The sequence below is a fragment of the Sodalis sp. C49 genome, assembly GCF_046352915.1.
GTDB lineage: Bacteria > Pseudomonadota > Gammaproteobacteria > Enterobacterales > Enterobacteriaceae > Acerihabitans.
The window spans coordinates 2,075,136-2,091,482 of record NZ_CP163303.1; the positions used below are offsets into that span (position 1 = coordinate 2,075,136).

Genomic DNA, 16,347 nt, shown 5'->3' on the forward strand with positions numbered 1-16,347 from the left:
TTATTTCGCCGCGTTTATGGCGGTTGTAACCTTATACCGCGTCGGCATCCTGACCGGCGGTCATGACGGCGGCATCGCATAAGGACAACAGGGTGATGCAGTCGTCTTCCAGGGCGGTAAAGAAGGTGGTTAACGACATAGTGCGCAGCTTGGCCTGCAATAGCGATGTTTTGAGCATCGCGCGATCATTGCGCCGCGCGGCGAGCCTGGCATCGGCATAGCTGGCGAGAAGGCGCGTCAGGCGTCCATTAAAGATCTCATCGGCATTTTGATCGTCCCGGGCATTAAGCAGCTCAGTCTGATCGATTCCCATATGTCCGGAAATTGAAAAAATCGCGTTCTTTATTTCCTCGAAAGAATGCTGGCTAACCATTATTATGTTTCCTAGATATATTGATAATCAAAGAATTTCACACCATACAATTAACAAAACTGGTCAATTAATGATTAATAATCTTTTATTTCTGTTTCGTTAACGTCGCTATTGCATACGCTAAAATCATGCTTCGTTCAAAAATGATACTATCACTGAATCTTAAATGAATGTTTAACGAAAAAGAAAATCTACCGAGCGCCTAGACTAAAGCATAGAAAAAATGGCGCATGGTCCCGACGAACACTGAATGAAATGGGCATTAGTATTGAAGTACTGGCAACGCATTTAGGAATAGAAAATGATGAATACCGCTTTAAGATCATCCTTACTCATGGTAATAATGTTAACTGCGCCTGCGTGTTATGCTGTAAAAAGCAATATCATATTCAGTAATATTTGTGAGCCATTAACTACATTAAATATAAACGGTGAAGTCATCCATCACTTACTTATTGATACAGGCGCCACCGGCGGCATACACCTAAAAGAAAATATCCTTAACTCTCTTCCAGGCAATCCCGCACAATACATAAAGAACAACAGATACGTAGATGCTTTCGGGTTACCGATAATAACTTTATTGATAAACCGGCATGAAAAAGCCCCGAAACGGGGCTTTATTGGCAAAACAGGCTCACCGCGCGAATGATTACCACCAAAGCGGCACAGGCCCGTCACCATTAATGCGCATCGGCACCGCGCTTATCATCGGCATGGGGATCACGCTTCTGTTTAGGCTGGCCGATTTTCGAGATAATGTTAAACAGCTCGCCCAGGCCATAGATTGATCCAAGAATGATCACCATCACGATGGGCACCATCAGCACTACCATTAGCAAACTTTCCAGTAATTCTAACATCTTCACCTCGTATCATGCCGCTGCCGCCGGCGATGTTGCTATGCTTATCCCCCTTTATACCAGTTTATGGCGCGGCAACTTAGGCTTTTTATGTTATACCCCGCAGAAAGCGCACGCGCGGCGACAGGTCATTTGCCCGCCGGCGTAAGATCGGCGACAATTCGTAGCCATCAACGCGCGTCACCCAGCGCAACGTTTAATCTCATACAAGGCGCACAGGCATGCAGGCCGAAATTCTTTTAACCCTGAAACTCCAGCAACGCCTTTTTGCCGATCCGCGGCGCATCGCCCTGCTCAAGCAGATCAAACACACCGGCTCCATCAGCCAGGGCGCAAAACTGGCGGGCATCAGCTATAAAAGCGCCTGGGACGCCATCAGCGCCATGAACGAACTGGCGGAGCAGACCCTGGTGGAACGCGCCACCGGCGGCAAAGGCGGCGGCGGCGCCACCCTGACGCGGTATGCGGAGCGGCTGCTGCAGCTTTACGACCTGTTGGGGCAAATCCAGCAAAAGGCCTTTGACGTGCTGCAGGACGACCCGTTACCGCTTGATAGCCTGTTGGCGGCCATTTCGCGCTTTTCGCTGCAGACCAGCGCCCGCAACCAATTTTTCGGCACCGTGCTCACGCGCAGCCATCAGCAGGTGCAGCAACACGTCGATATCCTGCTGGCGGATGGGCGCACACGGCTGGCGGTGGCCCTGACGCAGCAAAGCGCCGACCGGTTGCAGCTGGCGCCGGGGAAGGAAGTGCTGCTGCTTATCAAAGCGCCCTGGGTGTCGGTGCGCGCGGGCCATGTCGCCGTCCCCGGCGCCGATAATGTCCTGCACGGCACCCTGGCCCATCTGGAAGAAGGCGAGGAGAACGACGAGGCGCTGCTGAAGCTTGCCGGCGGGGAAATCGTCTGCGCCACCTTGCCAAAAAATGCGGCGGCCGAACAACATTTGTCGGCGGGACTGCCAATCACAGCATATTTTAACGCCGACCAGGTCATCATCGCCACGCTGTGCTGAAAGCGCGCCCGCGCATTGACTTTAGGCGGTAAAAAAAAGATGCTGACGACATAAGTTGCATAAAAAGGAACAATCAATGTCGTCATTGCATATTTCGCAAGGGTCGTTTCGTCTTAGCGATACACGCCGGTTAACTATCGGAGAATTGACGCTGCGCAGCGCAGAGCGCTGGGCCTTTGTCGGCGCCAACGGCAGCGGCAAGTCCGCCCTGGCCCGCGCCCTGGCCGGTGATTTGGCGGTGTTGTCCGGCCTGAGGCAAAGCGATTATCAACGCATCTCCCGGCTTTCACTGGAGCAGTTGCAAAAACTGGTCGAGCAGGAATGGCAACGCAACAATACCGATCTGCTGAGCGATGGCGAGGAGGACACCGGGCGTACCACCGCAGAAATCATTCAGCAGGATATCAGTGACGCGGCGTTATGCCATGAACTGGCCGGGCGGTTTGGCATAACGCATTTGCTATCGCGCCGCTTTAAATACCTGTCGACGGGTGAAACGCGTAAAACCCTGCTGTGCCAGGCGCTGATGGCCCGGCCGGACCTGTTGATCCTGGATGAGCCCTTCGACGGATTGGATGTCGCCTCCCGGGCGCAGCTCGGCGATATGCTGCGCGTCCTGGCGGACAGGTCCATGACCCTGGTGCTGGTGCTTAACCGGTTTGACGATATCCCCGACTATATCGATAACGTCGGCATCCTGGTGGATTGCGCCTTAACCTGTACCGGCGATCGCGCCACGCTTTTGGCCGAGGCGCTGGTGGCGCAGCTGGCGCACGCGGAATCCCTTTCCGGCATGCGCCTGCCGGAAACCGAAGCGCCCAGGCTAAACGTCGCCCTGCCCGCCGACCGGCCGCTGATCACCCTGCGCAACGGCGTGGTCTCCTACCAGGATCGGCCGATCCTGCATCATCTTGACTGGGAGGTATTGCCCGGCCAGCACTGGCAAATTGTCGGGCCGAACGGCGCCGGCAAATCAACCCTGCTCAGCCTGGTAACCGGCGATCATCCCCAGGGTTACAGCAATGACCTGACGCTGTTCGGCCGCCGCCGCGGCAGCGGCGAAACGATTTGGGATATTAAACGGCATATCGGCTATGTCAGCAGCAGCCTGCATCTGGATTACCGGGTCAGCGCCAGCGCGCGCAGCGTGATTTTATCCGGCTTTTTTGATTCCATCGGCGTCTACCAGGCGGTGTCCGACCGCCAGCAGCAGCTGACCGGCCAATGGCTGCGACTGCTGGGGCTGGAGGCGACGGCGGATGCGCCGTTTCACGGCTTATCCTGGGGACAGCAGCGCCTGACGCTTATCGCCCGCGCCCTGGTCAAGCACCCCGCCCTGCTGATTCTTGACGAGCCGCTGCAAGGGCTGGACCCCCTTAACCGGCAACTGGTGCGCCGTTGGATCGACGTGCTGATCGGCGAAGGCGAAACGCAGCTGCTGTTTGTTTCCCATCACGCGGAAGATGCCCCGCACTGTATTACGCACCGGCTGACGTTCGTCCCCCAGGATGATGCCTATCGCTATCAGATCGATGACCTGCGCCGTTAGCGCTCCGGCGCGACGTTAACCCCGCATCGCCGCCCTGCCTGGCGGCGATGCGGATGATAGGCCGGTGGGAACGCTCTCCCCTTTTCCGGCCGGCCTTCCTCATTCCTTCGTGATTATCCTGGCCAACCTCTGATTTTGCCTGAGGCATGGCGCGCGAAAATGCGCTAATATTGAGTGTAATCGATTTCATTTTTTATCGGTACGATCACCTTTTTTCGGTTTTAGCCATGCTAATTTACCGCGATGAAAGGTTACAGGAGTCATAAATGTCTATATTAGTCACGGGTGGTAGCGGTTACATTGGTAGTCATACCTGCCTGCAGTTGAGCGCTGCCGGTTTCAGCCCGGTCATTTTGGATAACCTGAGCAATAGCAAACGCAGCGTGCTTGAAACAATGGCGCGCCTCGGCAAGATAACACCCGCGTTTTACCACGGTGATGTCCGAGATAAGGCGTTATTGGCACGTATTTTTGCCGAGCATGCCATCGATGCCGTGATTCATTTCGCCGGTTTGAAAGCGGTGGGCGAATCGGTGCAAAAACCCATCGACTACTATGATAACAATGTCTGCGGCACCCTGACGCTGGTGGCCGCCATGCGCGAGGCGGGCGTCAGGAACCTGATCTTCAGCTCTTCGGCCACCGTATACGGCGATCAGCCCGTGGTCCCCTATGACGAAAGCCTTCCCACCGGCCAGCCTTCCAGCCCCTATGGCCGCAGCAAGCTGATGGTCGAGCAGATCCTGGCGGACGCGCAGCGCGCGCAGCCGGAGTGGAGCATGACATTATTACGCTATTTCAATCCGGCCGGCGCCCATCCCTCCGGCGATATGGGCGAAGACCCGCAGGGCATTCCCAACAACCTGATGCCGTTTATCGCCCAGGTTGCGGTGGGGCGCCGTCCATCACTGGCCATCTTCGGTAATGATTTCCCCACCCATGACGGCACCGGCGTACGCGACTATATTCATGTCATGGATCTGGCGGACGGCCATGTCGCGGCGCTGAAGGCGCTGCGGAATAAACCCGGCACCCATATTTATAATCTTGGCGCCGGCGTCGGGTACAGCGTGCTGGACGTGGTGAAAGCCTTTAGCAACGCCTGCGGCAAACCGGTGCCATATCATTTCGCGCCGCGCCGCGAAGGCGATCTGGCCGCCTATTGGGCCGCGCCGGATAAAGCCGCGCGTGATTTGCACTGGCGGGTCAGCCGCTCGCTGGAAGAGATGGCCGCCGATACCTGGCGCTGGCAGTCGCGCCACCCGAACGGTTATCCGGATTGAGTTTCAGGAGAAAGTATGCAACATTTTAACCCCGTCGATCATCCCCATCGGCGGTACAATCCGCTCAGCGGACAATGGGTTCTGGTCTCGCCGCACCGCGCCAAGCGCCCGTGGCAGGGCCAGCAGGAAACGCCGTCGGTGCAAACGTTGCCCCGGCACGACCCCGACTGTTTTCTCTGTCCGGGCAATACCCGCGTATCGGGCGATAAAAACCCCGACTACACCACCACCTACGTATTTACCAATGATTTTGCCGCGCTGATGACGGATACCCCGGACGCCCCGGCCGGCGATAATCCCCTGATGCGCTGTGAAAGCGCGCGCGGCACCAGTCGCGTTATCTGTTTTTCCCCCGATCACAGCAAAACCCTGCCGGAGTTATCTTTGCCGGCGCTGGAAGCCGTGATCAAGACCTGGCAGGAACAAAGCGCCGATCTGGGACAGCGCTATCCCTGGGTGCAGGTATTTGAAAATAAAGGCGCGGCCATGGGATGTTCCAACCCCCATCCGCACGGCCAGATCTGGGCCAACAGCTTTTTGCCCAACGAGGCCGAGCGCGAAGACCGGCTGCAGCGCGACTACTTCTTGCAGCAGCATTCCCCGCTGCTGATGGATTACCTGAAGCTGGAACTGGCGGACGGCGCGCGCACGGTGGTGGAAACCGAACACTGGCTGGCGGTGGTGCCCTACTGGGCGGCCTGGCCGTTTGAAACCCTGCTGCTGCCCAAGGCCCATGTGTTGCGTCTGGACGACCTGGACCCCGCGCAAAGCGCCGATCTGGCCGTGGCCATTAAAAAGCTGACCAGCCGTTACGATAATTTGTTCAACTGCTCCTTTCCTTATTCGATGGGCTGGCACGGCGCGCCCTATCTTGAGCAGGACAATAGCCACTGGCAGCTGCACGCACACTTTTATCCGCCGCTGTTACGTTCGGCAACGGTGCGGAAATTTATGGTTGGTTATGAAATGCTGGCGGAAACCCAGCGTGACCTGACCGCTGAACAAGCCAGCGATCGCCTGCGCGCGGTCAGCGATATTCATTTTCGGGAATCCGGAGTAGCACAATGACCTTAAAAAACACCACCGAAGCTGTTTTCCGCCAGACCTACGGCTATGACGCCACCCTCACGGTACAGGCTCCCGGGCGCGTTAATCTGATTGGCGAACACACCGACTATAATGACGGTTTTGTACTGCCGTGCGCCATTGACTACGCCACGGTTGTCAGCGCGGCAAAACGTGATGATCGTCAAATCCGGGTTATTGCCGTGGATTGTGACGGCGAGCAAGACATTTTTTCCCTGGATGAGCCAATTTTGTCTCATCCGACCCAGCAATGGTCCAATTATGTGCGCGGCGTGATCAAACATTTACAGCAACGCGACCCGCACTTCGGCGGCGCCGATCTGGTGCTGAGCGGCAACGTCCCGCAGGGCGCGGGCTTAAGCTCGTCGGCCTCGCTGGAAGTGGCGGTGGGCAAGGCGATACAAACGCTTTATCACCTGGCGCTGGATAACGTCGCCCTGGCGCTGAACGGCCAGGAAGCGGAGAACCAGTTTGTCGGCTGTAACTGCGGCATTATGGATCAGCTGATCTCCGCGCTGGGCAAGGATAACCACGCGCTGCTGATCGATTGCCGCACTCTGGGCACGCGCGCGGTGCCGATGCCGGATAACGTGGCGGTGGTGATTATCAATTCCAACGTCAAACGCGGTCTGGTGGACAGTGAATACAATGCCCGCCGCGAACAATGCGAAACCGGCGCGCGTTTTTTTACCGCCGATAAGCTGCGCGATGTGGAATTAAGCCAGTTCGCCGCCGTTGAGCATGAATTGGATCCGGTTGTCGCTAAGCGCGTGCGCCATGTCCTGACGGAAAACGCGCGCACGCTGGCGGCGGCGGATGCCCTGGCCGCGGGGGATTTGACCCTGATGGGCACCCTGATGGCGCAGTCCCATGCCTCAATGCGCGACGACTTTGAGATTACCGTGCCGCCCATCGATACCCTGGTGGACATCGTGAAGCGGGAAATCGGCGATCGGGGCGGCGTGCGTATGACCGGCGGTGGTTTTGGCGGATGCGTGGTGGCGCTGATGCCGACGGACCGCGTGGACGCGGTGCGCCAGGCGGTCGCCAGCCAGTATCAGCAAAAAACCGGCCTGAAAGAGGCGTTTTATGTATGTCACGCGAGTGAAGGAACAGCCATATGCTAAAAGAGTATGAATCAGGTATCGCCCCTGACGGCCAGCCATTCCAATGCGTCACCCTGGGAACCGAACAGGGGATGCAGATTACGCTGATGGATTGGGGCGCCACCTGGCTTTCGTGCCAGCTGCCGCTGAAATCCGGCAATAAGCGCGAGGTGCTCCTGGGCTGTCCGTCGCCGGAGGAATATACCCGCCAGACGGCCTACCTGGGTGCCACCGTCGGCCGCTATGCCAACCGTATCGCCAATGCCACCCTGACCCGTAGCGGCGGCACCTGGCCGCTCAGCGCCAATCAGGGCGCCCATCAGCTGCACGGCGGTCCGCAGGGATTCCACGCCCGCCGCTGGTTATGCGTCGAACATACCCAGACCTCAGTGCTGTTCCGGCTGCAATCCGCCGACGGCGATCAGGGGTTTCCGGGTAATCTGGTCGCCGAAGTGCGCTATACCGTTAACGACGACGGCCAGGTGGCCATTGACTATCGGGCGACGGTGGATAAAGCGTGCCCGGTAAACCTGACCAACCATGCTTATTTCCATCTGGACGGCGCCAATAGCGATGTGCGCCAGCAAAAACTGCAGATTTACGCCACGCAATACCTGCCGGTGGACAGCGAAGGCATTCCCTGCGCGCCGTTAACCGATGTGGAAAATACCGGCATGGATTTTCGCCAGCCCAAGACCATCGCCAGGGATTTCCTGCGCGATCGCGATCAGCAGCGCATGAAAGGCTATGATCACGCCTATCTGCTCTACCCCGCCTGCACTGACGGCGAGACGCCGGCCGCCCAGTTGTGGTCGGCGGATAATCAGGTCTTGCTGAAAGTGTATACCACCGCGCCGGCGCTACAGCTTTATACCGGCAATTTCCTGGCCGGCACGCCGGCGCGCCAGGGCGGCGATTATCAGAACTACAGCGGCGTGGCGCTGGAAAGCGAATTCCTGCCGGACAGCCCTAACCATCCGGAATGGCCACAGCCGGATTGTTGGCTAAAACCCGGTGAAACTTATCATTCATCAACCCGTTATCAGTTTGTCGCGCTCTGACTGCTATCGCTGAACCATTTATTTCGCTATGTTTGACCTTATGCGGTTGCCGCCCCACCCGGCCAGGCAATATAATGCTAATAGTATTCATAAAAATCTTTAGACTTTAAGGAGTCAAGCGATGGCTGTAACGAAACTGGTTCTGGTACGACACGGTGAAAGCCAGTGGAACAATGAAAATCGTTTCACCGGCTGGACGGACGTCGATCTGTCCGACAAAGGCCGTACTGAAGCGAAACAAGCGGGTAAGCAGCTGAAGGAAGAAGGTTTTATCTTCGATTTTGCTTATACTTCCGTCTTAAAGCGCGCCATCCATACTCTGTGGAACATTCTGGACGAACTGGATCAGGCCTGGCTGCCGGTGGAAAAATCCTGGCGCCTGAATGAACGCCATTACGGCGCGTTGCAGGGTCTGAATAAATCGGAAACCGCTGAAAAATACGGCGACGAACAGGTAAAGCAATGGCGTCGTGGTTTTGCCGTCACACCGCCGGAATTGAGCCGCGATGACGAACGTTTCCCCGGCCACGATCCCCGCTACGCAAAACTGACCGCGGAAGAGCTGCCGACCACTGAAAGCCTGGCGCTGACCATTGAGCGCGTCACCCCCTACTGGAACGATACAATTTTACCGCGCATGAAAAAAGGCGAGCGCGTTATTATCGCCGCGCACGGCAACTCAATCCGCGCCTTGGTGAAATTTCTGGATAATATGAGCGAAGAAGAGATTCTTGAGCTGAATATCCCGACCGGCGTACCGCTGGTGTATGAATTCGACGAAAACATGAAACCGGTGAAGCATTACTATCTGGGCAACGCTGCGGAAATCGCCGCCAAGGCCGCCGCGGTAGCCAACCAGGGTAAAGCGAAATAACCCTGTAAATCCCCCCGGCGCCCGCGCCGGGAGAATAAACGCCGCAAATCCGCGTTATTTGCCGGATAAGCATCATCCGGCAATATCCTTTCAGGCAGCAGGGTTAACGTCCCGGCCCGCCGCCAGACGCCGTGCCCGTACCGCCTGGGCCAATTGGTTTAACATCACTTCGGTATCCGGCCAGCCTATGCAGGCATCGGTAATGCTTTTGCCATAAACCAAGGGTTCACCGCTCTCAAGGCTCTGGTTACCCTCCACCAGGTGGCTTTCCACCATGACGCCGATAATGCCCTTTTCGCCCGCCGTCAGCTGCGTGCAGACATCCTGCGCGACCTCCATTTGTTTTTTGTACTGCTTGCTGCTGTTAGCGTGGCTGCAATCTATCATCACCTGGGCGGGCAGGTTGGCCTTGGCCAGCCCCACTTTTACCGCGTTAACATGGTGAGCGCTGTAATTGGGCTCCCTGCCGCCGCGCAGAATGATATGGCAGTCGCTATTGCCGCTGGTGTTGACGATGGCGGAATGGCCCCACTTGGTCACCGACAAAAAACAATGGGCGGCGCCGGCGGCATTGATAGCGTCAATGGCGACCTTGATGGTGCCGTCGGTGCCGTTTTTAAAACCCACCGGACAGGAGAGGCCTGAGGCCAGCTCGCGATGCACCTGTGATTCGGTGGTGCGCGCGCCGATGGCGCCCCAGCTCATCAGATCCGCGACGTACTGCGGGGTGATCATATCCAGGAACTCGCCGGCCGCCGGCAGGCCGGTATCGTTAATGTCCAGCAGGAGTTTACGGGCAATGCGCAGGCCCTGGTTAATCTGGAAGCTGTTATCCATTAGCGGGTCATTGATAAGCCCTTTCCAGCCTACGGTGGTGCGCGGTTTCTCAAAATATACCCGCATCACTATTTCCAGATCGCCGCTCAGCTGCTGGCGCAAAGCAAGCAAACGCGCGGCATATTCTGTGGCCGCCGCGGTATCATGAATCGAGCAGGGACCGATAACCACCAGCAGGCGGTCGTCGTTGCCCTTGAGGATCTTGTGAATTGCGGCGCGGGCGCTTGATACCGTCCTGGCGGCGCGCTCGGTGGCGGGGAATTTTTCCAGCAGCGCCACCGGCGGCAGTAACTCTTTAATATCTTTAATTCTTAGATCGTCGTTAAGGTAATTCATAGGGGGTCCGTTTTCTCTCCACGCGGCTGCGCTTATTCATAACATCTTGAATTTTTGCCGTTTAATCTCACTGGCGGGATTGATACTGTACACATGCTTTCAAGCCTTTCGCCAGTAAATTGCCTTGAAATTTGATAACTCCCGATTCTTGGCTATCCTTAAATAGTGATAAGCCAACGATAACGGGAACTTAAAAGCCCCGCTCTTTCGGCTTACCATTTCCTTGCGAGGCCATTGGGTGCGCCTCGGTGAGGTTTTGCGCCCGCTAAACATGTCAAAATGCGGGTTTGATAATCACCCCTGGCACGAAAGAGGGAAAATAATATGCAAACCACTACCACGAAGAAAATGGCAATGTTGTTTATTACCGCTGTAATGACCCTGGGCAGCGGTGCGGCCATGGCTGCAGATTCTACAGCAGCCGGCAGCACCAATTCCAATAATGGCCAGCAAAACCAATCTGGCGGTGCCGGTTCTAAAGAGAATACCGCGCCAAATGGCGTCAGCAACGACAAAATCAATACCGGCGGCACCGATACCTCCAAGACCGGCAGCACCGACGCCACCTCTGATTTAAACGCCTCCGAGGTACACAAAAATACCATGTGTAAAGACGGCCGTTGCCCGGACACCAATTCCAAAGTTGAAACCGGCCAAAGCGGCACTACCGAGGCCACTAAAACCGACGGCACCACCAATTAAAAACTGAACCGGCAGGCTTCCCCCTGCTTTATTATTCAGCTTTTTCAAGAGAAATCAGGTTACAGCCTGGTTTCTTTTTTTATGTATTATGGCTGCTGAGCGGCATTATCCAGCGCGTTTGTTATAAAGAATAGCATCAAGGCGCCAAACCGGCTCAACGTTCCGCCGCCCGCGGCATTTATTATTACCGCCGCCGTTACCATAATAACCTGAGAAATCCCTACGGCAACCCTTCGTTTCTCGGCTACTATCTTGGTAGACAGGTTGCGCTTTTACAGGAAAATGCATGGCATCGACACATAACCCTTCGCCATCCCATGCCCAGGAGCATGGGACGCAGGCGAACAACAATAATAAACGCCTGATGGCGGCCTTTGCCATAACGGCTGTTTTTATGGCCGTGGAAGTGGCGGGCGGGCTGCTGTCGGGATCGCTGGCGCTGCTGGCCGATGCGGGGCATATGCTGACCGACGCCGCCGCGTTGTTGATGGCCTTGCTGGCGGTACGGTTCGCCCAACGTAAACCCAGCAGCAGCCATACCTTCGGCTACCTGAGATTGACCACCCTGGCGGCCTTCGTGAACGCGCTGGCCCTGCTGTTGATTACCGCGCTGATTGTCTGGGAGGCGATACGGCGTTTTTACCAACCCCATCCGGTGGCCGGCTGGACCATGATGATTATCGCCGTTGCCGGCCTGTTGGCCAACCTGCTGTCTTTCGTGCTGCTGCATGGGGGAGAAGGTGAAAAAAACATCAACCTGCGCGCCGCCGCGCTGCATGTGCTGGGGGATTTATTGGGATCGGTCGGGGCGATTATCGCGGCGGTGGTGATATTGATGACCGGCTGGATGCCCATCGATCCGATCTTATCCATCCTGGTCTCGTGCCTGGTGCTGCGCAGTGGTTGGCGGCTGATGCGCGAAAGCCTCCATGAGCTGCTCGAGGGCACGCCCAGCCGCATAGATATCGAGAAACTGAAACGGGATCTGTCGCTGAATATTCCCGAGGTGCGCAACATCCATCATGTCCATATCTGGCAAGTGGGCGAAAAACCGGTGATGACCCTGCATGCGCAGGTGATTCCGCCCTATGATCATGATGCGCTGCTGCATCAAATCCAGCATTTTCTGCTGGACCATTACCACATCAGCCATGCCACCGTGCAGATGGAATACCGCAACTGCCCCGAGGACGATTGCGGTATCAACGGCGGCGGCGGGCTGGCCCATGCCCACCATCATCATTAAGCGTTGCCGGTAACCCGTACCTTAAGCTCGGCGGCAAAGGCCAGCATGCGGTTTAACGGCACCAGCGCCTTGACACGCAATTCATCCGGCACATGGACCTCATGGGCAGCCCCGCCCTGTTCAAGGCCGTCAGCGACGGCTTTCAGGCCGTTCATGGCCATCCAGGGGCAATGGGCGCAGCTGCGGCAGGTGGCGCCATCACCGGCGGTGGGTGCCTCAAGCAGGGTTTTATCCGGACAGGCCTGCTGCATTTTATAAAATATGCCGCGATCGGTCGCGACGATCATTTGCTGCTGCGGCAGGGTTTTTGCCGCCTGGATCAGCTGGCTGGTCGACCCGACCGCATCGGCCATGGCGACGATGGCCTGGGGCGATTCAGGGTGTACCAGCACCGCCGCGTCCGGATAAAGCTGTTTCATATTGAGCAATGCCTGGGTCTTGAACTCGTCATGGACGATGCAGGCGCTCTGCCAGCATAAAATATCCGCGCCGGTCTGGCTTTGTACATACCTTCCGAGATGCCGGTCCGGCGCCCAGATGATTTTTTCCCCCAGGCTATCAAGATGCTCGATAAGATCAACGGCGATGCTGGAGGTAACAACCCAGTCGGCGCGCGCTTTAACCGCCGCCGAGGTATTGGCGTAGACCACCACGGTGCGGTCCGGATGGGCGGCGCAAAACGCGCTGAACTCCTCCACCGGGCATCCCAGGTCCAGCGAACATTCGGCCTTCAGGGTCGGCATCAGCACCGTTTTCTCGGGGCTGAGGATTTTCGCCGTTTCCCCCATAAACCGCACGCCGGCCACCAGGAGCGTGGTGGCGGGATGCGTGCTGCCAAACCGCGCCATTTCAAGCGAATCGGCCACGCAGCCGCCGGTCGCCTCCGCCAGCGCCTGGATTTCCGGGTCGGTATAATAATGGGCGACCATAACGGCGTTGCGCTGTTTCAGCAAGCGCGCGATCTTGGCGTAATAGAATTCTTTTTCATCCGCGTTCAGGGCGCGCGGTTTGGGTGGGAAAGGATAGATGGCCGCATTGACATCCAACACTTCGCTCATTGCTTATATCCTGCTGTGTTCCCGCGCATGGGCTGGGCGCCGTTAAAGGCGTTTGCACAGTCTATGCAGCGCGTGTGTTTTATATACTAAACAAAATAATCAATTTTTAACCAAATGTCCTGTTAATTTTGTATTTTTTTGTGTTTTTGTTTAGTTAATATGACTTTGGTATGCAGGCAGGCGCTGAAGGCAAAACATTAATGGATTTTACGGCGCCGCACCAGTCGATATGTGCGATACAGGGCGCAATGTCGCAAAATTCTTGTGGATACCGCTGTCTCGCGGCGCTCGGCTCGAACTTGCGCAGGTTCCCATCCGCACGACGAGTGCGCTATGTAAATACGTATAGTGGAGGCAAACCTGGGGAATTTTATAACAATGGTGGGTCGTGCAGGATGACTCGGCCGTTGGCCTCGCCCTGCGGGTCGTTGCCGTACCGGCAACGCTGTCTCGCTGCGCTCGGCTCGAACCTGCGCAGGTTCTCATCCGCACGACGAGTGCGCTATGTAAATACGTATAATGGAGTCAAACCTGGGGAATTTTATAACAATGGTGGGTCGTGCAGGATGACTCGGCCTTTGGCCTCGCCCTGCGGGGCGTTGCCGTACCGGCAACGCTGTCTCGCTGCGCTCGGCTCGAACCTGCGCAGGTTCTCATCCGCACGACGAGTGCGCTATGTAAATACGGATAATGGCGACAAGCTTGGGGAACTTTATAATAATGGTGGGTCGTGCAGGATGACTCGGCCGTTGGCCTCGCCCTGCGGGTCGTTGCCGTACCGGCAACGCTGTCTCGCTGCGCTCGGCTCGAACCTGCGCAGGTTCTCATCCGCACGACGAGTGCGCTATGTAAATACGGATAATGGCGACAAGCTTGGGGAACTTTATAATAATGGTGGGTCGTGCAGGATGACTCGGCCGTTGGCCTCGCCCTGCGGGTCGTTGCCGTACCGGCAACGCTGTCTCGCTGCGCTCGGCTCGAACCTGCGCAGGTTCTCATCCGCACGACGAATGCGCTATGTAAATACGGATAATGGCGACAAGCTTGGGGAACTTTATAATAATGGTGGGTCGTGCAGGATTCGAACCTGCGACCAATTGATTAAAAGTCAACTGCTCTACCAACTGAGCTAACGACCCCTTGGCGGGATTTACTGTGTGGCGACCGGATAGTGGTGGGTCGTGCAGGATGACTCGGCCTTTGGCCTCGCCCTCCGGGTCGTTGCCGTACCGGCAACGCTGTCTCGCTGCGCTCGGCTCGAACCTGCGCAGGCTCGAATCTGACACAACTCCTGCGCTATACCACACTAGCGACGGTGTTCATAAAGCTTGATATCTGCAAAATTGGTGGGTCGTGCAGGATTCGAACCTGCGACCAATTGATTAAAAGTCAACTGCTCTACCAACTGAGCTAACGACCCTGATATCCGTTATTTTGCTGGCGCCCGGGATGTCACGCTTTCCCGTGGCAACGGCGGCATATATTACTTTCTAAAATTTTCTGCGCAACCTAAATTTGCACAATAGCGTTCAACTGCTTGATCTTCGAGCATCCAGGCCTGAATCCGGCGGGTAATACCCGCAAGAGGCCTGAATGGTTCAAAGACTGGACAGGCGTTTTTGCGCTTGTTTGGCAGAATCCGTGTTGGGATAAAGTTTGATAACCTGCTGGTAAACGGCCTTGGCTTTGTCGGTCTGGCCTTTTTCCTGCATGATTACCCCAACTTTAAACAGGGCTTCGGAGCTTTTGGGTGATTTGGGGTAATTTTTAACGACCAGGGCAAAATAATACGCCGCATCGTCCTTTTTACCTTTGTTGTAATTCAACTGACCCAACCAGTAGTTGGCATTGGGCTGGTAGGTTGAATCCGGATAACGTTTAACAAAATTCTGGAATGCCGTGATGCCCTGATCGTACTGTTTTTTCTCCAGTACCAAAGCCACCGCCGCGTTGTAATCGGTATTGGCGTCACCGGTGCTGCTGCCGGCCGAAGAGGCCGCAGGAGCCGCCGCATCGGCGCTGGCGCCAGTGGACGGGGTTGCCGCGCCGCTGTTGTCCGCACCGCTGTCAGGCGTGGCCGCAGCCGCATCCTGGCCGCCTTTGCTGCTCAGGCTGTCCATTTGCTGATAGATTTGTTTCTGGCGCTCCACCACTTGCGAAAGCTGGTACTGGCTTTCCTGGATTTGACCCCGCAAGGAATCGATATCGCGCTGAGTGTCGGAGAGTTGTTGCTGAAGTTGAGTTAATAGCTGACCGTGAGCGTTGGAAATACGCTCAAGTTGAGTGACCCGATCTTCCACCGAGCCGGAGCCGACATTACTGATTGGCGCTTGGGCGGTAGCGGCCCAAGGGGCCGCTACGCCAACCAGCAACGACAGACTTAACAGGTAATGTCTGAAGTTACCGCTCATGCAATTCTCTTAGTATACCAGTACGGCACGACGGTTTTTGGCATAAGCCGATTCGTCATGTCCCAGCACAGCCGGCTTCTCTTTACCGTAAGATACGATAGAGATCTGGTCGACAGAGACGCCTTTACCCTGAAGATACATCTTCACGGCATTGGCGCGACGTTCGCCCAGGGCGATGTTATATTCCGGCGTACCGCGTTCATCCGCATGACCTTCTACGGTCACTTTATAGGATGGGTTGCTGCGCAGGAAGTTAGCATGTGCGTCCAGCATCTGGGCGAAATCAGAACGGATATCGTACTTATCAAGATCGAAGTAAACGATATTGTTCCGTTGCAGTTCTTGCATCTGCAGACGCGCTTGTTCTTCGGAAGAAGAATTGGCACCGCTCGCATTGTCCATACCAGTGCCAGCGCCCATGGCAGAATCTGCGCCATTGTTAGCGCTTTTGTGGGAACTACACGCGGCGATAGCCAGTACAGGCACGGCCAGCATCAGCCCTTTTAGCACTTTGTTCAGTTGCATCTCATTTTCCTTTTATAGTTTGCC

16 protein-coding genes, 2 tRNA genes and 5 other RNA genes are annotated in these 16,347 nt (G+C 56.2%); 10 read left to right on the top strand and 13 right to left on the bottom strand.

Annotated features, from left to right (window positions below; translation table 11 throughout):
- Positions 1-31: 31 nt before the first annotated feature.
- Positions 32-373: a hypothetical protein gene (locus ABUK12_RS09355; protein WP_410016019.1), complete on the bottom strand. Its 342-nt coding sequence runs from the start codon at positions 371-373 to the stop codon at positions 32-34.
- Positions 374-674: 301 nt separating this feature from the next.
- Here ABUK12_RS09355 and ABUK12_RS09360 point away from each other — a divergent pair, with 301 nt between their 5' ends.
- A complete protein-coding gene (locus ABUK12_RS09360; RefSeq protein WP_410016020.1) occupies positions 675-1,025 on the top strand; it encodes a hypothetical protein in 351 nt (116 codons plus the stop codon).
- A 31-nt stretch (positions 1,026-1,056) separates the two neighbouring features.
- Here ABUK12_RS09360 and ABUK12_RS09365 read toward each other — a convergent pair whose 3' ends face one another.
- Complete coding sequence (locus ABUK12_RS09365; RefSeq protein WP_410016021.1) at positions 1,057-1,236, bottom strand: AcrZ family multidrug efflux pump-associated protein; 180 nt, start codon at positions 1,234-1,236, stop codon at positions 1,057-1,059.
- 221 nt (positions 1,237-1,457) lie between these two features.
- Between ABUK12_RS09365 and modE the strand changes: the two genes are divergently transcribed.
- From modE to gpmA, 7 genes are all read left to right on the top strand, one after another.
- Positions 1,458-2,249 carry a molybdenum-dependent transcriptional regulator gene (gene modE / locus ABUK12_RS09370; protein WP_410016022.1) on the top strand — a complete coding sequence of 264 codons (792 nt, stop codon included), beginning with the start codon at positions 1,458-1,460 and terminating at the stop codon, positions 2,247-2,249.
- A 76-nt stretch (positions 2,250-2,325) separates the two neighbouring features.
- Positions 2,326-3,798 (top strand): molybdate ABC transporter ATP-binding protein ModF, encoded by a 1,473-nt coding sequence (gene modF, locus ABUK12_RS09375; RefSeq protein WP_410016023.1) that lies wholly within the window; start codon positions 2,326-2,328, stop codon positions 3,796-3,798.
- Positions 3,799-4,064: 266 nt separating this feature from the next.
- Complete coding sequence (gene galE / locus ABUK12_RS09380) at positions 4,065-5,081, top strand: UDP-glucose 4-epimerase GalE (RefSeq protein WP_410016024.1); 1,017 nt, start codon at positions 4,065-4,067, stop codon at positions 5,079-5,081.
- A 15-nt stretch (positions 5,082-5,096) separates the two neighbouring features.
- Positions 5,097-6,149 (top strand): galactose-1-phosphate uridylyltransferase, encoded by a 1,053-nt coding sequence (galT, locus tag ABUK12_RS09385; protein WP_410016025.1) that lies wholly within the window; start codon positions 5,097-5,099, stop codon positions 6,147-6,149.
- Entirely contained in the window at positions 6,146-7,294 is a 1,149-nt protein-coding gene (galK, locus tag ABUK12_RS09390) for a galactokinase (protein WP_410016026.1), read from the top strand. Before galT ends, galK begins: the two co-directional genes overlap by 4 nt.
- Positions 7,288-8,334, top strand: a complete 1,047-nt coding sequence (gene galM / locus ABUK12_RS09395) for a galactose-1-epimerase (RefSeq protein WP_410016027.1) — start codon at positions 7,288-7,290, stop codon at positions 8,332-8,334. The genes galK and galM overlap by 7 nt, the downstream gene beginning before the upstream one ends.
- A 121-nt stretch (positions 8,335-8,455) precedes the next feature.
- Positions 8,456-9,208, top strand: a complete 753-nt coding sequence (gpmA, locus tag ABUK12_RS09400; RefSeq protein ID WP_410016028.1) for a 2,3-diphosphoglycerate-dependent phosphoglycerate mutase — start codon at positions 8,456-8,458, stop codon at positions 9,206-9,208.
- 90 nt (positions 9,209-9,298) lie between these two features.
- Here gpmA and aroG read toward each other — a convergent pair whose 3' ends face one another.
- Positions 9,299-10,381, bottom strand: a complete 1,083-nt coding sequence (gene aroG / locus ABUK12_RS09405) for a 3-deoxy-7-phosphoheptulonate synthase AroG (RefSeq protein ID WP_410016029.1) — start codon at positions 10,379-10,381, stop codon at positions 9,299-9,301.
- Between the two features lie 324 nt (positions 10,382-10,705).
- On the opposite strand from aroG, the gene ABUK12_RS09410 reads away from it, so the two are divergent.
- On the top strand, positions 10,706-11,083 hold the full coding sequence (locus tag ABUK12_RS09410; protein ID WP_410016030.1) for a protein YbgS: 378 nt from the start codon (positions 10,706-10,708) through the stop codon (positions 11,081-11,083).
- A 286-nt stretch (positions 11,084-11,369) separates the two neighbouring features.
- On the top strand, positions 11,370-12,329 hold the full coding sequence (gene zitB / locus ABUK12_RS09415) for a CDF family zinc transporter ZitB (protein ID WP_410016031.1): 960 nt from the start codon (positions 11,370-11,372) through the stop codon (positions 12,327-12,329).
- On the opposite strand, the gene nadA is transcribed toward zitB, so the two are convergent.
- The 10 genes from nadA to pal all read right to left on the bottom strand — a co-directional run bounded on the left by nadA (position 12,326) and on the right by pal (position 16,323).
- The gene (gene nadA, locus ABUK12_RS09420) at positions 12,326-13,387 is read right to left on the bottom strand and encodes a quinolinate synthase NadA (protein ID WP_410016032.1); all 1,062 of its coding nucleotides are present in this window, start codon (positions 13,385-13,387) and stop codon (positions 12,326-12,328) included. The two genes, zitB and nadA, sit on opposite strands and share 4 nt — an antisense overlap.
- Before the next feature lie 379 nt (positions 13,388-13,766).
- Positions 13,767-13,893: non-coding RNA, RtT sRNA (locus ABUK12_RS09425), on the bottom strand.
- Positions 13,894-13,937: 44 nt separating this feature from the next.
- Positions 13,938-14,064, bottom strand: a non-coding RNA gene (locus tag ABUK12_RS09430) — RtT sRNA.
- 44 nt (positions 14,065-14,108) lie between these two features.
- A non-coding RNA gene (locus ABUK12_RS09435) (RtT sRNA) lies at positions 14,109-14,235 on the bottom strand.
- A gap of 44 nt (positions 14,236-14,279) precedes the next feature.
- Positions 14,280-14,406, bottom strand: a non-coding RNA gene (locus tag ABUK12_RS09440) — RtT sRNA.
- Positions 14,407-14,450: 44 nt separating this feature from the next.
- A tRNA-Lys gene (locus tag ABUK12_RS09445) sits at positions 14,451-14,526 on the bottom strand.
- Between the two features lie 33 nt (positions 14,527-14,559).
- Positions 14,560-14,687: non-coding RNA, RtT sRNA (locus ABUK12_RS09450), on the bottom strand.
- Between the two features lie 44 nt (positions 14,688-14,731).
- A tRNA-Lys gene (locus tag ABUK12_RS09455) sits at positions 14,732-14,807 on the bottom strand.
- Between the two features lie 178 nt (positions 14,808-14,985).
- Positions 14,986-15,798 (bottom strand): cell division protein CpoB, encoded by an 813-nt coding sequence (gene cpoB, locus ABUK12_RS09460; protein ID WP_410016033.1) that lies wholly within the window; start codon positions 15,796-15,798, stop codon positions 14,986-14,988.
- Positions 15,799-15,807: 9 nt separating this feature from the next.
- Complete coding sequence (gene pal, locus ABUK12_RS09465) at positions 15,808-16,323, bottom strand: peptidoglycan-associated lipoprotein Pal (protein WP_410016034.1); 516 nt, start codon at positions 16,321-16,323, stop codon at positions 15,808-15,810.
- Positions 16,324-16,347: the final 24 nt, after the last annotated feature.

What these genes read in the sequence shown, in the direction of transcription:
- pal (WP_410016034.1), bottom strand. Translation starts at nt 16,323, where the DNA reads ATGCAACTGAACAAAGTGCTAAAAGGGCTGATGCTGGCCGTGCCTGTA.
- nadA (WP_410016032.1), bottom strand. Translation starts at nt 13,387, where the DNA reads ATGAGCGAAGTGTTGGATGTCAATGCGGCCATCTATCCTTTCCCACCC.
- ABUK12_RS09355 (WP_410016019.1), bottom strand. Translation starts at nt 373, where the DNA reads ATGGTTAGCCAGCATTCTTTCGAGGAAATAAAGAACGCGATTTTTTCA.
- modE (WP_410016022.1), top strand. Translation starts at nt 1,458, where the DNA reads ATGCAGGCCGAAATTCTTTTAACCCTGAAACTCCAGCAACGCCTTTTT.
- galE (WP_410016024.1), top strand. Translation starts at nt 4,065, where the DNA reads ATGTCTATATTAGTCACGGGTGGTAGCGGTTACATTGGTAGTCATACC.
- gpmA (WP_410016028.1), top strand. Translation starts at nt 8,456, where the DNA reads ATGGCTGTAACGAAACTGGTTCTGGTACGACACGGTGAAAGCCAGTGG.
- ABUK12_RS09360 (WP_410016020.1), top strand. Translation starts at nt 675, where the DNA reads ATGATGAATACCGCTTTAAGATCATCCTTACTCATGGTAATAATGTTA.
- galM (WP_410016027.1), top strand. Translation starts at nt 7,288, where the DNA reads ATGCTAAAAGAGTATGAATCAGGTATCGCCCCTGACGGCCAGCCATTC.
- galK (WP_410016026.1), top strand. Translation starts at nt 6,146, where the DNA reads ATGACCTTAAAAAACACCACCGAAGCTGTTTTCCGCCAGACCTACGGC.
- zitB (WP_410016031.1), top strand. Translation starts at nt 11,370, where the DNA reads ATGGCATCGACACATAACCCTTCGCCATCCCATGCCCAGGAGCATGGG.
- ABUK12_RS09410 (WP_410016030.1), top strand. Translation starts at nt 10,706, where the DNA reads ATGCAAACCACTACCACGAAGAAAATGGCAATGTTGTTTATTACCGCT.
- cpoB (WP_410016033.1), bottom strand. Translation starts at nt 15,798, where the DNA reads ATGAGCGGTAACTTCAGACATTACCTGTTAAGTCTGTCGTTGCTGGTT.
- ABUK12_RS09365 (WP_410016021.1), bottom strand. Translation starts at nt 1,236, where the DNA reads ATGTTAGAATTACTGGAAAGTTTGCTAATGGTAGTGCTGATGGTGCCC.
- aroG (WP_410016029.1), bottom strand. Translation starts at nt 10,381, where the DNA reads ATGAATTACCTTAACGACGATCTAAGAATTAAAGATATTAAAGAGTTA.
- modF (WP_410016023.1), top strand. Translation starts at nt 2,326, where the DNA reads ATGTCGTCATTGCATATTTCGCAAGGGTCGTTTCGTCTTAGCGATACA.
- galT (WP_410016025.1), top strand. Translation starts at nt 5,097, where the DNA reads ATGCAACATTTTAACCCCGTCGATCATCCCCATCGGCGGTACAATCCG.